This window comes from Sediminibacillus massiliensis (assembly GCF_900156915.1).
GTDB lineage: Bacteria > Bacillota > Bacilli > Bacillales > Amphibacillaceae > Sediminibacillus_A > Sediminibacillus_A massiliensis.
In genome coordinates this window covers 1113683-1129215 of record NZ_LT732535.1, presented here as the reverse complement: position 1 = coordinate 1129215, position 15533 = coordinate 1113683, and the positions used below count along the sequence as shown (strand labels likewise).

Genomic DNA, 15533 nt, shown 5'->3' with positions numbered 1-15533 from the left:
TCAAGGGGTAAGATTGGGAATGCTGTCAGCCATCAGGGCATTCCCGGTTCCTTGTAGAACATTTCCTATTAAATTAAGATCCTGCAGCAGTTTTTGGGGAAGATGGGTTGTTGGTGTGCTGCCGATGGCTGCAATCACCGTACCGATCGCTTGGATCCAGGCCCCAAGAACTGCTTTTTGTTGATTTCCCATTTTATTCATCCATCCGAATTAGCATTCTATTATAGTGTACTCGTCACTGCATTCTGTTGTTATGTATTTAAGGCAAAATAGGTGAACCGTTTGGCTGAAATGGACTTAGAGGACCGGAAATGTTTTCGGAATCCGACAGATCTTTCAATTATATAGAATAGGATGTTCTTTGTTTGATAGAAGGAAATCTTCCTCTCTGTGTAGAATAGTTACTATTTGTAAGCGTTTTATTAAAAGGGCGGAAGGATGGATTCTATGAAAAAGACAGTCTATATTACGGGTGCGGACAGGGGACTGGGTCTGACCATGACCAAGCGTTTTCTTAATGAAGGATACAAGGTGTTTGCCGGAAGATACATGAATGACTGGCCGGAACTTGATGAGTTGAAAAAGGATTATGAGCCGGATCTGCACATCATCTCTCTTGATGTGACAAACCAGCAGTCGGTTGACGATGCAGCGGATTACATTGCCGGCGAGGCAGGTAAATTAGATATCTTGGTTAACAACGCAGCAATCTTCAAAGACCGGTCTACCGATGTTTTTGATGGTTTCAACTATGAAGACATGATGAAATTGTACGATACCAATGCACTGGGACCGTTGCGGGTTTCCCATTCGGTCGTCCCCTTGTTGTTAAAGGGAGAGGATAAAATACTTGCCAACATTTCATCAGAAGCGGGAAGCCTTGCCGACTCCTGGCGGGTGAAAGAATACGGCTACTGCATGTCCAAATCCGCGCTGAATATGCAGTTGACCATCCTGCAAAATCAGCTGAAAGACCATGGGGTAAAAGTGTTGGCATTCCACCCGGGTTACGTCAAAACATATATCATGGGCGACTTCAATCACGAAGCCACGATTGAAGCGGACGAATCAGCGGAAGGAATCGTCAAGCAGATTCTGGCAAAACCAGACCTGGATGAGCACATGTATATCGATTATCAAGGAAACAAACTGAATTGGTAAGGAGAGGGTAAAATGATACAAGTAGTTGCCTTGTTGGGAGACTATTGGCATGATGGGGATGATGCAAAAGCAGGGTTGGAAGCAGCCGTTTCCAAACTGGCGACCAGTGAAGAAGTAGATGTACAGTATATTACATACAAACAAGTGTCCAAAGAGCTTGATGCAAAGCCAGAGTTGTTCATTAACGCCAAAATGGACGAGCTCAATCCGAGAGATGAGCATGTGGAAACCTGGCTGACTGAAGAGCTAGATAGGAAAATCACCAACTATGTGGAAGAGGGAGGAAGTATTTTAGCCTGGCATGCAGGGATGGCAAGCTATTCGGTTGAAAGCCGCTATATTCAAATGCTGCGCGGATCTTTTGATTACCATCCGCCCGGCCTTCAACATGTCACTTACATGAGAGAGGGAAACCATTTGGAAGGAGAGGGTACTTTTTCTCTTTCCGATGAACAGTATTTTGTCCATTTAGACAAGGGGAACACGGAAGTTGATTTATGGAGTACTGGGGAGGAAGGTGACTCGGTTGCCGGCTGGAAACACCACTATGGGAAAGGCAAGGTTTGCTGTTTTACGCCAGCCCATACAAGAGAAGGGATGCTGGATGACAACATCTCGGGTCTCTTGGCGGAAAGGATTGAATGGGCACTGACTAAATAAAAAGGAGAGGCGGGCTGGACAGTCCGTCTAACAGTTAGAGTATTCATGAAAACTTTAATCTCGTTGTACTCTTTAAAAGGAAACAAGGCTCAGATAGACTGAGTCATGTTTCCTTTTTTGATTAATAATCTTCAAGAAGTCTTCCATTCCCTGATTTGCCGACCAATTTTTAACGACTACATGGTTGAAACGAAGAAATTTTTGCTTGCTGTTGCGCTTGTATATCTACGGTAGATTCCGGACCTAAGCAACCAATGTTGTTCTAATTAACTGTAAGGAATAATAAAAATACAATAGTGCAATTCCATCTTTTTTTAATAGACGGTACATTATCCAATCATGCCATGTTTATTCTTTTTTTTATTGGAGGGCAAATATGTTCATTCATGAGGTTCAAACCGGAGAATCCTTATTTATTGTTAGTAACAAGTATGAAATTCCCATTGACGAAATCAGGCTTGTGAACGGTCTGGATCAAGCTAGTATTGTGCCAGGCCAATCACTGCTAATTCCATTGAATACTTATATTGTACAACCTGGAGACACTCTATTTACAATTGCCAAAAGGGCCTTTGTCACCTTAGAACAATTAAGAGCAGCTAATCCTGCGGTTAATACTGCTGCAATGCAGCCCGGTAGAAGAATCACCATTCCTGATATTGCAGACTATCCTGTCTCTGTGCTCAGTTACTATGTTATTCGAAGTCCTGAACTTGATCAGGATATTATCCGAGAATATGCCCCTTATTCTACTTATATATCACTTTTCGGCTATCACTTTAGTGAGAATGGGGATATATTAAATGATTTAAATGATCTTACTGCCATCGAAACAACCTGGAGACGCCGGTCGACTCCACTTGCAACAATTACGAATTTAACGCCGGAGGAATTTAGTCCTGAACTGGCGCAGGAAGTGTTGAATAATCCAACCGCAAGGGGAAATCTCCTAAACAACATCGTCTATTTGGCGACGACTAAAGGATATGGCGGGGTGAATATTGATTTTGAACGAGTTAGGGCAGAGGACAGGGATTTGTTCACTGGATTTTTAAGAGAACTACGGGATCGGCTGAGACCATCAGGCTTGCTTTTAACTATCGCAGTACCTGCAAAAACCAGTGAAGATATTCCCTGGCTGGCAGGCTATGACTTCGGAGGGATCGGTTCTGTCGTAGACATTATGTTTATCATGGCTTATGATTTTCACCATGCTGGCAGTGAACCTGGTCCGGTGGCACCTATTGACGAGATGCGTAGGACAATTGAATTTACGATAAGCCGCGTTCCAAAAAATAAAGTTATCATTGGGATGCCTTTTTATGGATATGACTGGGTTATTCCGGATACCCAGGAAAATGTCGCTAGTGCAATTTCTAATCAAAATGCTGTAGAAACAGCGATAAGGTATCAAGCTACTATTCATTATTCCAACCAATATGAGTCACCATTTTTCCGATATACGGATCAAGAGGGTAACGCTCATGAGGTATGGTTCGAGGATGTAGAAAGTATGATGACAAAAGCGATGTTGATAAGGGAGTATGAATTACAGGGGCTGGGCGCTTGGCAAATAACACTTGGATTTGCACAGGGTCCCTGGATTTTAAGGAAATTATTCATCATTAAAAAGGTATAATCAAGGGTTTTGGATTCTAATGAGTCCAAAACCTTCCTTTCTGGGAAAAAAGGAAAAACAGACCGTCTTCCAGACTGCAGATTTTACATATTGTGAAAAATCCATGTCAGCTTTCCTGACAGAAACATAGATTGCTAGTAGATTCATGCGTACAATCCTCTGTAAGATTATTTACTACATGGGAGGATTTGTATGAGTACGAGTACTGAACGTTATTTGCACCCAACAGAAGAAGTAGAAGTAGTGGTGAAAAGCAAGCCAGAGCAGAAAGCATGGTGGCAGGCGATTGGGCCGGGTTCGATTATTGCAGCGGCGATTGTTGGGCCGGGAACTGTGACCACCGTCTCCGTTGCTGGTGCCAGTTATGGATTTCAAGTTGCCTGGATTCTGGTCCTCGCCTGTGTCATCGGTTTTTATCTCCAAAAGCCTGTACTGAAATGGACGATTGCCACAAGGACAAGTGTCTTGGAAGGAATCAGGGACGAAATCAACGGTGTTTGGGCAAAATTCATTTTCTTGCTATTGTGGCTTGGAGCACTTGCCTTTCAAGCAGGAAACTTTATCGGCGCCTCGATGGCCATGAGCCTGCTTGCCCCTGATGTATCAATGACAGCCTGGGTGACAATTCTGTCCGGAATGGCATTACTGGTTGCCTGGATTGGAAAATACAAATTGCTTGAAAATATTAACCGTACGATCATTGGCTTGCTGGTACTTACATTTTGTATTACCGCATTAACCTCGACACCAAGCTTGGGGCAATTCTTATCGAGCGGGTTTGCCTTCCGAGTGCCGGAAGCGGATTTCTGGATAGTGCTTGCGCTTGTGGCGACCATCATGGTCCCGAATACATTGGTGGCTTTATCAGGCTTTACAAAGAAAAAGTATCAAAATGAAAATCATTTAAATAATACGGAGAAATTGAAGCTGTCTTTTATCGATTTAAGAGTCAACTTTACTATTACGGCTATTATTGCTTTATCAATTTTAATTAGTGCGGGGACGGCAATCTTTGGGACTGGCATCGTGATCGAAAGTGCGGGGGATATGGCAATGCAACTGGCACCTGTAGCTGGCCAATTTGCTGGTATTTTCTTTGCCCTTGGACTGTTCACGGCAGGTTTTTCTTCGGGACTGTTCAACCTGACTGTCCAGCCAATGCTTTTTGGAGAGGCATTTAATGCATCGGAAGACCGTACTTCTAAGATGAATAGGGGAATCCTTGTGCTCACTGCTATCATTCCTGTGTTGCTCGTCTTCTTTTTCGGAGGCGCACCGGTACAATTGATTATTACAGCTCAAGCGGTCAATGGGCTTATTCTTCCGCTTTTGGCAGGAACGATTTTTGTTCTGATCAATAAAAAAGACCGCATGGGGACGTTTAAAAATTCGAAGGCGGGTAATATTCTCTATGGATCAATTGTGTTCGTGGTCTTCCTCCTGGCAGTTCGAGTGTTTGTAGATATTTTCGGTTTAATTTAGAGAGTGCTAGATGAATATCCTACAGCCTGAATCGCAATGCGATTTAGGTTGTTTCTTTTTCGGCGATTTTTCTAGTGAGTATTTGTCAGATATGCAGGAAATTAAGTGGTTTTTAGAGAAATGGAATGATACGCACTATGATTGCGGATAACAACAGGAATCTTCCCATCAGGTGTTATTTAAAACGAACAGGTGAGTATGATACTTAATCTTCAAAGAAGCAAGACCAGACGAATGTTGAAAGGGGACTCTAGCATTTTGAATACAAAATTCTTAGATTTACTAGCTCAGAGATATGATAGTGAAGAAAAAGTCGTAACAGAGATCATCAACCTTGAGGCCATCCTCAATCTGCCAAAGGGAACAGAACACTTTGTCAGTGATTTGCACGGGGAGTATCAAGCCTTTCAGCATGTGTTGAGAAATGGATCAGGCAAGGTGAAAGAGAAAATAAATGACCTTTTTGCAGAAACCTTATCAAAAGAGGAAATCGATGAATTTGCGACACTGGTTTATTATCCAGAAGAAAAACTGCAGTTGATCAAGAATGGATTCAACAATGAGCATGAATTGAATGAGTGGTACACCGAAATCATCGAGCATATGATCAAGCTCATTTCATATGCTTCCTCCAAATATACCCGGTCGAAGCTGCGGAAAGCCCTTCCCAAACAATTTGTTTACATTATAGAGGAACTGCTGTATAAAACGGAAGATTTCACTAACAAAAAACCATATTACAAAAAAATAGTCCAACAGATCATCTCCCTTGGTCAAGCCGATAAACTGATCATCGGTCTTTCCTACACGACGCAGCGGCTGGTTGTCGACCACCTGCATGTTGTCGGGGATATATATGATCGGGGACCTGACCCTGATAAAATCATGGATACCCTGATCAATTATCATTCACTCGATATCCAGTGGGGGAATCATGATGTGCTGTGGCTCGGTGCTTTTGCCGGATCGAAAGTTTGCCTGGCCAATATCATCCGTATATGCGCCCGCTACAACAACTTGGATATCATCGAGGATGCGTACGGAATCAATCTCAGGCCGCTGCTCAATCTTGCCGAAAAGTATTATGAAGACAATCCGGCTTTCCGTCCGAAACGGCAATCTGATGAAAAACTGTCTGATTACGAACAATTGCAAATAACAAGAATGCACCAGGCCATTTCCATGATCCAATTCAAATTGGAAAGCCCCATCATCAAGAGGCGTCCATACTTCAATATGTCGGAAAGATTATTATTGGATAAAGTAAATTACCAAAATAAAGAAATAGACATAAACGGGAAGACGTACCAGTTGGAGAACAGCTGCTTTGCTACAGTAAATCCGGACCAGCCCGATCAGCTGCTGGAGGAAGAAGAGGAAGTGATTGAAAGGCTTTTATTTTCTGTCCAACATTCGGAAAAACTGGCAAGACACATGAAATTCCTGATGAAGAAGGGCAGCCTTTACTTGAAATATAATGGAAACCTGTTGATCCATGGTTGTATGCCGCTTGACGAAGATGGAAACATGGAGAAAATGATTATTGAAGATGAAACCTACAGCGGTCGGGAATTACTGGATGTTTTTGAACGGAATTTACGATACGCTTTTGCCAATCCGGATGTGACAGACGATCTTGCCACAGATATGGTCTGGTATTTATGGACAGGGCAATGTTCCTCTCTGTTCGGAAAAAGGGAAATGACAACTTTCGAAAGATACTTCATCAAAGAAAAAGAAACTCATAAGGAAAGAAAGAACCCTTACTACTACTTACGTGAAAAAGAAGAGACCTGCCGGACGATACTGAAAGAATTCGATCTTGATCCGGATCAGGGCCATATCATCAATGGCCACACACCGGTAAAAGAAATCGATGGGGAAAATCCGATTAAAGCAAACGGCAAACTGGTCGTGATTGATGGCGGCTTTTCGAAGGCGTATCAGTCCACCACAGGCATTGCCGGTTACACTCTTTTGTATAATTCTTACGGCATGCAGCTTGTCGCCCACAAGCATTTCAATTCCAAGGAAGAAGTCTTGCGGGACGGAACGGACGTCTTGTCTGTAAAAAGGCTCGTAGATGAAGAGCTGGAAAGGAAAAAAGTGCTTGAAACGAATATAGGAGAGGAATTGTATCAGGAAGTGGCTATTTTAAACAGCTTGATGGAATATCGTTATATGAAGTGAATCACACCATCTGAATGCAAGCTCATACTCCCTAATATAATTAGCACAGAGGAAAGCTCAGAAATTTTTAATCTCTGAGCTTTTCTTTTTATTGTCTAATTAAATTAATGGACCTGTTAGTTCTACAATATTACCGCTTCCCCAATGAAAAACCGTTAAATAAGCGTCCCCCATAAGGTTTTAATATTTCATCCACCAAATTAATAACTTTGGACTTGGAATTTTCTCTATAATACAAATCAAACGCCTCAACAAATCTCTCTGCGAAAGCATCGTCATACTGTTTTAAAGAACGTAAAACCCATTTTGATGCACCAATCCAACTATTGTTTGTCCTTAAAACAAATTCACTAACAAGTTCAGTAAGTGTGTTAGCAATAAATATTCCTTCTTTTCTATTTTCGCATCCAATAAAATCATCCAGTGCGTCCGTTATAAAATATCTCTTAATATTAATTGTTTCAGATGACCATATTTCTGGACCTTTAGATAGCAATTCTTGAGCTTCAGTTTTGATAGTATTCATTACTCCATTATCTTTTAAAACCAATCCTTCTGATACCATCCTTGGTAACGAAGGTCTAGCTCTTTTATAATCACTTGTAAAAAAGTCCTGATATGAATTCAAGTTATGAACGAATAGTTCTATATTCCAATCAAATTCAATTAGTGATTCCCTATAAGCTGAGTCTAATTCATTATCAAATATTACAATATCAAGGTCAGATGTTTCTGTGGCTTGACCACGAACGACACTTCCTGCCAACAAAGCCCCATCACAAGAGGGAAAATATTTATTTATAAACTCCTGTGCTGCTTTAATCGGTTGCAACTTGTTTAAATTTCCCATAGCTTTAACCCCTTAAATAAAATCTTTCGTTTTAAAGATCACCATCATCTTATTCCATTAAACTGCCCGTTAGTTTAAGTGACTTTTTCACACTATCACATTTATTTTACCATAAAATTACAATTTCTGATTATTGAAAAAATAGGAATAGCATAATGAGCAGCTATTGTCATTATGTTATTTGAGTTGTCGCAATTTATTCTTGAAAAACAGCACCCTCTACCTGGTGGAGAGTGTGGGTTTATTAGTACCCAATAGGATTGCGAGGACAGTCGATTGACAATCTTTTTGAAAAAAGTTAGAATATTTAATAGTTAGATATTCTAACCATTTTCCAGGAGGAACAAATGACAAACATCGATATCAGACAGTTTGCATCAGCATATGTAGACATTAACACTTCACTGAACCGTAAATTCATCCAACTTTTAAGGGATGTTGCCGGTAATTTATTGACGACGGAACAGCTTGTAACGTTATTTTTCATTAAAAGTACGGAATCTTGCACTTCCTCTCAAATTGCCAAAGAGTTCGGTTTGAAGAAGAGCTCCGTGACCTCGATCATAAACCGGCTGCATGAAAAGAAATTGGTACAACGAATAACCAATGAGCAGGACCGGCGCACGATTTTATTGACGTTGACTGATGAAGGTCTTTCCAAAAGTACGGAAAAGGAAGAGCAAATATTACGGCTCCTGACACCCGCAGTGAGTAACTTCAGTGAGGCAGAACGATCCAATCTGCTGGAGAATCTTACCAAATTGGACCGGCTGCTTGGAGATATTATAAAGGATCAAAAGTAAATTGCAGGAAGTCTGACATAGGAGAATGAAGATGAAACCAGTACTGACTAATTCGATGACAAATAGCGAAGAATCGAAACATGGATTGGGTTTGGCACAAATCAAGCAATTAAAAACAGAGCTGACTAGATTCATGATGTCCTATAAATTCGCTCTTGATGAACTTAATACGAAGATTGATATCCTTAAACAAGAATTTCAATATATCCATGATTACAATCCGATTGAACATGTCAAATCACGGGTGAAGTCACCTGAAAGCATTTTGAATAAGGTTTATAGGAAGGGATACGACCTTTCTCTTTCCGCTATCAAGAAAAATATTAAAGATATCGCCGGGATACGCATAACCTGTTCATTTATCAAAGATATTTATGAACTGAGCAATATGCTGCAGTCACAGCAGGATTTGGAAGTACTTGAAGTGAAGGATTATATTGAAAATCCGAAGCCGAATGGCTACCAAAGTCTGCACTTAATCCTTCAAGTTCCTGTCTTCATGTCCGACAGAGTGGAAAATGTCTGCATTGAAGTACAGATTCGAACAATTGCCATGGATTTCTGGGCAAGCCTGGAACACAAAATTTATTACAAATACAATAAAGCGGTGCCCGAGCGTTTGAAAAATGAATTGAAAGAAGCCGCGGTCACTGCGGCACAGCTGGATAAAAAAATGGAATCGATTCACCAGGAGATGAGTGCGATCAAGGATGCTTCCCATAGTCATAACGTGGAAAAGCTGCAAATAAACGATGAAACATTCACCTTGCCTTACGACTTATTAAAACCGTTTATGAATAAGTAAAGAAGAGAGTGATAGATGATGAAACAAGAGAAGATGGATATAACTGCTTCCGTTTATGTGAAGAAAGAACTTGAAAACTTTCAGAACAAGCTCATGCCATTCATGAAAAAAACCAGAAGGATGACTTTCATCTCGATTCCACTTATTACTTTTTCGGTCATCAATTTATTTTTCTTGTTGTTTCAAGTAGGAATCAGCCAGGAATCGGCTATTTCTGCTGTAATTATTTCTTTGGCAGGAGCAATCGGCTTTGCATTGTTTAAAGAAACACTGCACAAAAATAAAGAGATAGCCAACATGAGTTTGGAATATATGAAAGACAGGATTGCCAAAGAGTGATTTTGTACCGGAACTCTCCAAACAGAGGTATATAGAAAAGCTTCAAACACAGCCGGTACACTCTTTCCATACTTTCTATGAATTTTTGAAACATGAGGAAAGTATGATAGAGAATTAAATGCCTACTTCTTGACTGCCGTTTCCACATTAAGGAAACGGCTTTTTCTATTTGACAGGTATGAAATGAAGGTTGATTGAAATAAACTGTTAAAAATAGATGTAAATACAGGTGGTGAAGGATAATGCTTTACAACGGAAAGTTCACCTTCGGATGTTTGTTTTCAGCAATCCTTATCGGGATATTGGGTCAGGATATTGCTTATTTCCTTTATGACCATTTGGCAAAAGTGAATCCTGCATCCTATTTGGCAGTATTATATACATGCAGTTTTTTGCTGTTTTTACTATCTGTGGTATCTGCTTTGGTACAAGTACGCTATCGTAAAATAAAGAAAGAAACCATCTCTTTGTATCTTCTTGTCATCTTCACGATCGGAGTCCCTGCTACTGTTTGGTCATTATTTGTCATGGCCGTGTGGTTAGGTTGATAGGCACCCACTCCGGATATGAACCGGCAACAGACTAAATATTATATTTTTCCTGCTTTTTTGCTTACAATAGGATAAGAAGACAATAAATAGTGAGTAGAAAGGGTGGAGGATATGAAAGTTCTAGTGGTAGGAGCCAACGGCCAAATTGGAAAACATCTTGTTACTTTTATCCAGGAGACCGACAACTTGGAAGCAAGAGCAATGATCCGTAACGAGGAGCAGGCCTCCTTCTTTGAAAACTTGGGAGCGGAAACCGCAGTAGTGGACTTGGAACAGGATATCGATTCGATCGCAAAAGCTGCCGAGGGAGTGGATGCAGTCGTATTCACAGCTGGATCCGGACCGCATACTGGAAAGGACAAAACAATCATGGTTGATTTGGATGGTGCGGTCAAAACAATCGAGGCAGCAAAAGTTGCCGGAGTGAAGCGTTTCGTTATGGTCAGTTCGTTTGATACGAGACGGGAAGCTATACAGGCTGCTCCTTCTTCGTTCGCCCCATATGTTGCCGCAAAACATTATGCCGATGAGTGGTTGAAACGGACAGATTTGGATTATACAATCATTCATCCAGGCGCACTGACAAACGATCAAGGGACAGGACAGGTGAACGCAGCATCCGAAGTAGAAAGAGGAGAAGTTTCCAGGCAGGACGTCGCCAGCGTCATCGTTGCCTCTCTCGAAAACAAGGATACGGTCGGCAAGGAATTTCAAGTGGTTGCCGGAACAACTCCTGTTAAAGAAGCAGTAAAATCTATTTAATAACCATTTTAAAAAGAGTGCCAAACTGCGTTGCGGTTTGACACTCTTTTTTGGCTCAAAATGGAATTGCTTGTTATAGCAAAATCGACTCAAAAAGCATTTGATATCCAAACGGCAAAATTGCGGATGCAGAAACACCGATGAAAATGGTGCCGGTCATCATAAGCCGGTAGTTTCGTTTAGATATTTCCTTTCTTGTTAAGGCGATATTTAAAACCTTGATGATCGAAAACACTGTTATAAAGATGATGATGGCCGAAAAAAAACTAATCAAAAAAACCTCCAATAAAAGAACCTCCCATTTTTCTCCACAAATATTTACTTTTCTCTTATTGAATACGTTTCTGACAGAAAATCGTTTCACATTTCAGCAGCTCTTTTTTCTTTATGGTCGATATTTTCCACAAACTCTCCGACTCTGTATCAGTTACTAAAATTGCAATGTTCACAAAAAGTTCACTTACGAAGCTGATTGCCTTATCTCTATAATAACGAGGTATCTTGAAGAAAAGGATGATAAATTTGCCAACAACGAAAAAAGAGAACTTTTATTTTGGTTTGATGATGTGCACCGGAATGGTTATAGTCATGACATTTTATAACCTGTTCGTAAATGGGCTGGTTGGAACAGTATCTGTTCCGAAAATACTTCTGCAAATGTGTTTGGGTTTTCTAATTGCATTTCTATTGGAACTGTTCATTGTAGGACCGGTTGCGCATAGAATTGCCTTTGCTTTGCCGTATGACAAGTCCAATCAACTACTTGTCATATTATCTATTTCCATTTGCATGGTAACAGGGATGGTTCTCTGTATGTCGCTTTATGGATTAGGAATGACTTACTTAACAGGAGGGCTTGAGGGAAGAGCATTAATTGGGAGTTACTTTTCAATCGCACTCAAAAATTTTGTGTTTGCTTTTCCTTTGCAGCTCTTGCTCATGGGGCCGTTGGTCCGGTACTTGTTTAAGGCAATAAAAAGGAAAGGAACTATGGAGCTGCACGGAAGCTGAAACGCTTTATGCTGGTTAACTCTTTTTAAACAGGCTTTATCAAGGTCCCCTCTCTATTGCGGGAGGACCGCGTGCCATTTTGGACTTTTCATCGTTACAGAAAAAGAAATGACTCCGTATGCAAGATAGATTCGTTTACTAATAGGGTTTGAAAAGATATCATTTCTTTGAAGGAAAGTTTTATTGGAGGAATGAAATATGACGAAAACGTATCAGTTTCCTAAAGGCTTTTTATGGGGAGGGGCTACTGCTGCCAACCAAATAGAAGGCGGGTTTGAGGAAGGAAACAAAGGAATGAACGTCGCTGATGTTCTCCCGGGCGGGAAAGGGCGTTTGCAAATATTGACGCAACCGGGATTTGACTTTCATCTCCACCCGGAGCAATATTACTATCCGAATCATGAAGCAATCGACTTCTATCATCGTTATCAAGAAGATATTGCTTTGTTTGCGGAGATGGGATTCAAAGCATTCCGGATGTCAATTGCCTGGACACGAATTTTTCCAAATGGAGATGAAACCGAACCGAATGAGGAGGGGCTGGCTTTTTATGATCGTGTCTTCGATGAATTACATAAACATGGTATCGAGCCGGTTGTTACCATTTCTCATTACGAAATGCCGCTCCACCTTGTCAAAGAATACGGTGGCTGGAGAAATCGGAAAGTGGTCACATTCTTCGAGAGATATGTAAAAGCCATTTTTGCCCGATATAAGGACAAAGTGAAGTACTGGATGACCTTTAATGAAATCAACAGCGGTTTGATCATGCCGATTAACGGTCTGGGATTCGCTATTGAAAAGGAAGAGGACAAGTACCAGCCGACTTTCCAGGCATACCACCATCAATTTCTGGCAAGTGCGATTGCAGTTAAAACAGGACATGAAATCATTCCCGGTTCCCAAATCGGATGTATGATTCTGTTTGCACCTGTCTATTCTTATGACAGCAACCCGGAAAATGTCATGCATGCCCTGCAGGAAGAGCAACTGTTCAATTATTATTGTGCAGACGTACAGGTGCGTGGTGAATATCCTGCTTTCCTAAACAGATATTTAAAAGAGCACGATATTGAATTGGACATCGAAGAAGGCGACTTAGAACTTTTGAAGGAAGGCACAGTTGATTACATCGGTTTCAGTTACTACATGTCCCGCACAGAAAAGAAAGTGAAAACAGAGGAGGAGGCTACGGAAGGGAATATTGTTGGCGGTGTCCGTAATCCTTTTCTGGAAGCCAGCGACTGGGGCTGGGAAATTGACCCTGTCGGATTGCGCATCGCCTTGAATAAATTGTATGACCGTTATCAGTTACCGTTATTCGTCGTAGAAAACGGGCTGGGTGCTTATGATAAGGTCGAAGAAGATGGTTCCATCAATGACGAATACCGGATTGGTTATTTACGCAGCCACATCCAGGCAATCGGGGAAGCCATCGAAGACGGTATTGATGTAATGGGTTATACGAGTTGGGGATGCATTGACATGGTCAGCATGTCGACAGGAGAGTTCTCTAAACGTTACGGCTATATTTATGTGGACAAACAGGATGATGGCAGTGGGTCACTCGAACGGAAAAGGAAGAATTCTTTTTTCTGGTATAAAGACGTAATTGCTTCAAATGGAAATAAACTGTAAAACAAAAAGGCTGCCATGGCAGCCTTTTTGCATGTTTAAGGAGGGTGGATTACTTCTCATCAGGAACCTTCCAGTTCCTGTTTTTGCTGCTATTATTTAGGATTCGGGATAATAAAAGATAGGCCGAAATAATGTAATTCATCGTTTGATCAATACGGACAACTCCCCCTCGAAAACCTTTTCCTCTTTCTGATTGAAAGTCGACAGCAATACAGTAAGTATGCCGGACTCTTTTTTCGTTGATTGCTTATCGATAACTTCCACGGAGTTATGCAATTCATCACCAGGGTAGACAGGTTTGGCGAATTTAATGTTGTTCATTTTCGTACCTGCTATCACATCCTCCCCATAGAATCCTTCTTCGACCCAAAGCTTGAAAGAAATCGCCAGGGTATGGATGCCAGAGGCAATGATTCCATCGAAGCGTCCTTCTTTCGCTTTTTCCTCATCCAAATGCATATATTGAGGATCGAATTCACTAGCAAACCGCAATATGTCCTCCTTTGATAATCGGTATGCTTTCGTATTAATCACTTGTCCAATTGTAAACTCGTCAAATTTCACTTTAACACCTCTATTTTTTCCTTGTAATCTCGTTTATTTTAGCATCAGCTACTTAACAAGGGAAAAAATCGGCATCAAAAAACAGGAGGAGTGGATTTGTTCATCCGCAACTCCTCCTGTTTTTCTAAATTTTTGTCATTCCGGTATAAATAAGCACGGCATCTCGAAGGAATTCGGCTATACCGTCTTGGTCTTTGTCGTAATAGGCTTTAAACCGGTCATCGTCGACATACATCTGCGCGACACCGGCATGGGCCTCTTTTGAGTATTTCGGCCAGTAATAGGTCAGCCATTGTTTGTGAAGATGAGCGGCTTTTTGAGCGATATCACTAGCAGGATCACCGGTTTTAAATGCTTCTGCCAGTGTGTCATGGATCTGCTCGGCCAAACCTGTTACTTCTTCATATTCCTCCTGGTTCATATCGAGAAACTTTTCATTTGATCGGTCTACTGTTTTGTCTCCATATTTATTCCTTATTTCTTTCCCGAATTTACGTTCATTCTCATCAATTAAACTTTTTTTAAACCCTTCGAATTTTTCTTTATCAGTCATCTTTTTTCTCCCTTCCTTTGCATTAATTGTTTTCTCCACATTAGCAATTAGTAGATCGAGTTGTTTCCGTTTGGCCAATAATTTCGTGTGATGGTCCATTAATGCATCGACAGCTTCAAAGGACGGATCATGGATTATTTCCGTTATCTTTTCCAGTTCCATTCCGAGCTCTTTATAGAAAAGAATCTGCTGCAGCTTATCTACTTCTGATTGTCCGTAGATCCGGTATCCGGACGAATTGATCCTGGCGGGTTTTAACAGTCCGATTTCGTCATAATAACGCAGGGTTCGTGTACTGACACCTGCCAGCATTCCAAGTTTTTTAACGGTGTATTCCATAAGATCACCTCCTGACAATTTCACTTTACACCTTTACGTTGCGTCAATGTAAATAGATATTTGGATAAAAATATTTTTTATCCGTTGATGGAAGGGAAGGGAGTTGTTTATTGTCTTATAAAACCAATGTGGTAAACTTAGGTGGCAACTTATTAAAGTTCTTAAATAAGTTTTTGGAGGTGGATT

18 protein-coding genes are annotated in these 15533 nt (G+C 40.9%); 13 read left to right on the top strand and 5 right to left on the bottom strand.

Features of this window, described 5'->3' with window-relative positions:
* Positions 1-192, bottom strand: a complete 192-nt coding sequence (locus CZ434_RS22450) for a DUF6944 family repetitive protein (protein ID WP_077622384.1) — start codon at positions 190-192, stop codon at positions 1-3.
* Positions 193-447: 255 nt separating this feature from the next.
* Between CZ434_RS22450 and CZ434_RS06535 the strand changes: the two genes are divergently transcribed.
* From CZ434_RS06535 to CZ434_RS06515, 5 genes are all read left to right on the top strand, one after another.
* Complete coding sequence (locus CZ434_RS06535; protein WP_179107193.1) at positions 448-1161, top strand: SDR family oxidoreductase; 714 nt, start codon at positions 448-450, stop codon at positions 1159-1161.
* Positions 1162-1173: 12 nt separating this feature from the next.
* Positions 1174-1821, top strand: a complete 648-nt coding sequence (locus tag CZ434_RS06530; protein WP_077622382.1) for a ThuA domain-containing protein — start codon at positions 1174-1176, stop codon at positions 1819-1821.
* Positions 1822-2197: 376 nt separating this feature from the next.
* Positions 2198-3460, top strand: a complete 1263-nt coding sequence (locus CZ434_RS06525) for a glycoside hydrolase family 18 protein (protein WP_077622381.1) — start codon at positions 2198-2200, stop codon at positions 3458-3460.
* Between the two features lie 192 nt (positions 3461-3652).
* Positions 3653-4942: an Nramp family divalent metal transporter gene (locus tag CZ434_RS06520; protein WP_077622380.1), complete on the top strand. Its 1290-nt coding sequence runs from the start codon at positions 3653-3655 to the stop codon at positions 4940-4942.
* 258 nt (positions 4943-5200) lie between these two features.
* The gene (locus CZ434_RS06515) at positions 5201-7132 is read left to right on the top strand and encodes a fructose-1,6-bisphosphatase (protein WP_077622379.1); all 1932 of its coding nucleotides are present in this window, start codon (positions 5201-5203) and stop codon (positions 7130-7132) included.
* 130 nt (positions 7133-7262) lie between these two features.
* Here CZ434_RS06515 and CZ434_RS06510 read toward each other — a convergent pair whose 3' ends face one another.
* Positions 7263-7982: a nucleotidyltransferase domain-containing protein gene (locus tag CZ434_RS06510; RefSeq protein WP_077622378.1), complete on the bottom strand. Its 720-nt coding sequence runs from the start codon at positions 7980-7982 to the stop codon at positions 7263-7265.
* A 347-nt stretch (positions 7983-8329) separates the two neighbouring features.
* Between CZ434_RS06510 and CZ434_RS06505 the strand changes: the two genes are divergently transcribed.
* From CZ434_RS06505 to CZ434_RS06485, 6 genes are all read left to right on the top strand, one after another.
* Entirely contained in the window at positions 8330-8785 is a 456-nt protein-coding gene (locus CZ434_RS06505) for a MarR family winged helix-turn-helix transcriptional regulator (protein WP_077622377.1), read from the top strand.
* Between the two features lie 55 nt (positions 8786-8840).
* The gene (locus CZ434_RS06500) at positions 8841-9590 is read left to right on the top strand and encodes a GTP pyrophosphokinase (RefSeq protein WP_077625094.1); all 750 of its coding nucleotides are present in this window, start codon (positions 8841-8843) and stop codon (positions 9588-9590) included.
* A 15-nt stretch (positions 9591-9605) separates the two neighbouring features.
* A complete protein-coding gene (locus CZ434_RS06495; protein WP_077622376.1) occupies positions 9606-9929 on the top strand; it encodes a DUF5392 family protein in 324 nt (107 codons plus the stop codon).
* Positions 9916-10047 carry a DUF5392 family protein gene (locus tag CZ434_RS22765; RefSeq protein WP_179107192.1) on the top strand — a complete coding sequence of 44 codons (132 nt, stop codon included), beginning with the start codon at positions 9916-9918 and terminating at the stop codon, positions 10045-10047. The genes CZ434_RS06495 and CZ434_RS22765 overlap by 14 nt, the downstream gene beginning before the upstream one ends.
* Positions 10048-10171: 124 nt before the next feature.
* A complete protein-coding gene (locus tag CZ434_RS06490; RefSeq protein WP_077622375.1) occupies positions 10172-10477 on the top strand; it encodes a hypothetical protein in 306 nt (101 codons plus the stop codon).
* Between the two features lie 114 nt (positions 10478-10591).
* On the top strand, positions 10592-11242 hold the full coding sequence (locus CZ434_RS06485) for an SDR family oxidoreductase (RefSeq protein WP_077622374.1): 651 nt from the start codon (positions 10592-10594) through the stop codon (positions 11240-11242).
* Positions 11243-11315: 73 nt separating this feature from the next.
* Here CZ434_RS06485 and CZ434_RS06480 read toward each other — a convergent pair whose 3' ends face one another.
* Positions 11316-11528, bottom strand: coding sequence for a hypothetical protein (locus CZ434_RS06480; RefSeq protein ID WP_077622373.1), 213 nt, complete (start codon positions 11526-11528; stop codon positions 11316-11318).
* 236 nt (positions 11529-11764) lie between these two features.
* On the opposite strand from CZ434_RS06480, the gene CZ434_RS06475 reads away from it, so the two are divergent.
* Together CZ434_RS06475 and CZ434_RS06470 are read left to right on the top strand one after the other, a co-directional pair.
* Complete coding sequence (locus CZ434_RS06475) at positions 11765-12253, top strand: DUF2798 domain-containing protein (RefSeq protein WP_077622372.1); 489 nt, start codon at positions 11765-11767, stop codon at positions 12251-12253.
* 198 nt (positions 12254-12451) lie between these two features.
* Positions 12452-13891, top strand: a complete 1440-nt coding sequence (locus CZ434_RS06470) for a glycoside hydrolase family 1 protein (RefSeq protein ID WP_077622371.1) — start codon at positions 12452-12454, stop codon at positions 13889-13891.
* 138 nt (positions 13892-14029) lie between these two features.
* Here the strand turns inward: CZ434_RS06470 and CZ434_RS06465 are convergent, their stop codons facing one another.
* Both CZ434_RS06465 and CZ434_RS06460 read right to left on the bottom strand, forming a co-directional pair.
* Positions 14030-14455 (bottom strand): MaoC family dehydratase, encoded by a 426-nt coding sequence (locus CZ434_RS06465; protein WP_077622370.1) that lies wholly within the window; start codon positions 14453-14455, stop codon positions 14030-14032.
* Between the two features lie 124 nt (positions 14456-14579).
* The gene (locus CZ434_RS06460) at positions 14580-15347 is read right to left on the bottom strand and encodes a MerR family transcriptional regulator (protein ID WP_077622369.1); all 768 of its coding nucleotides are present in this window, start codon (positions 15345-15347) and stop codon (positions 14580-14582) included.
* Between the last annotated feature and the right edge of the window lie 186 nt (positions 15348-15533).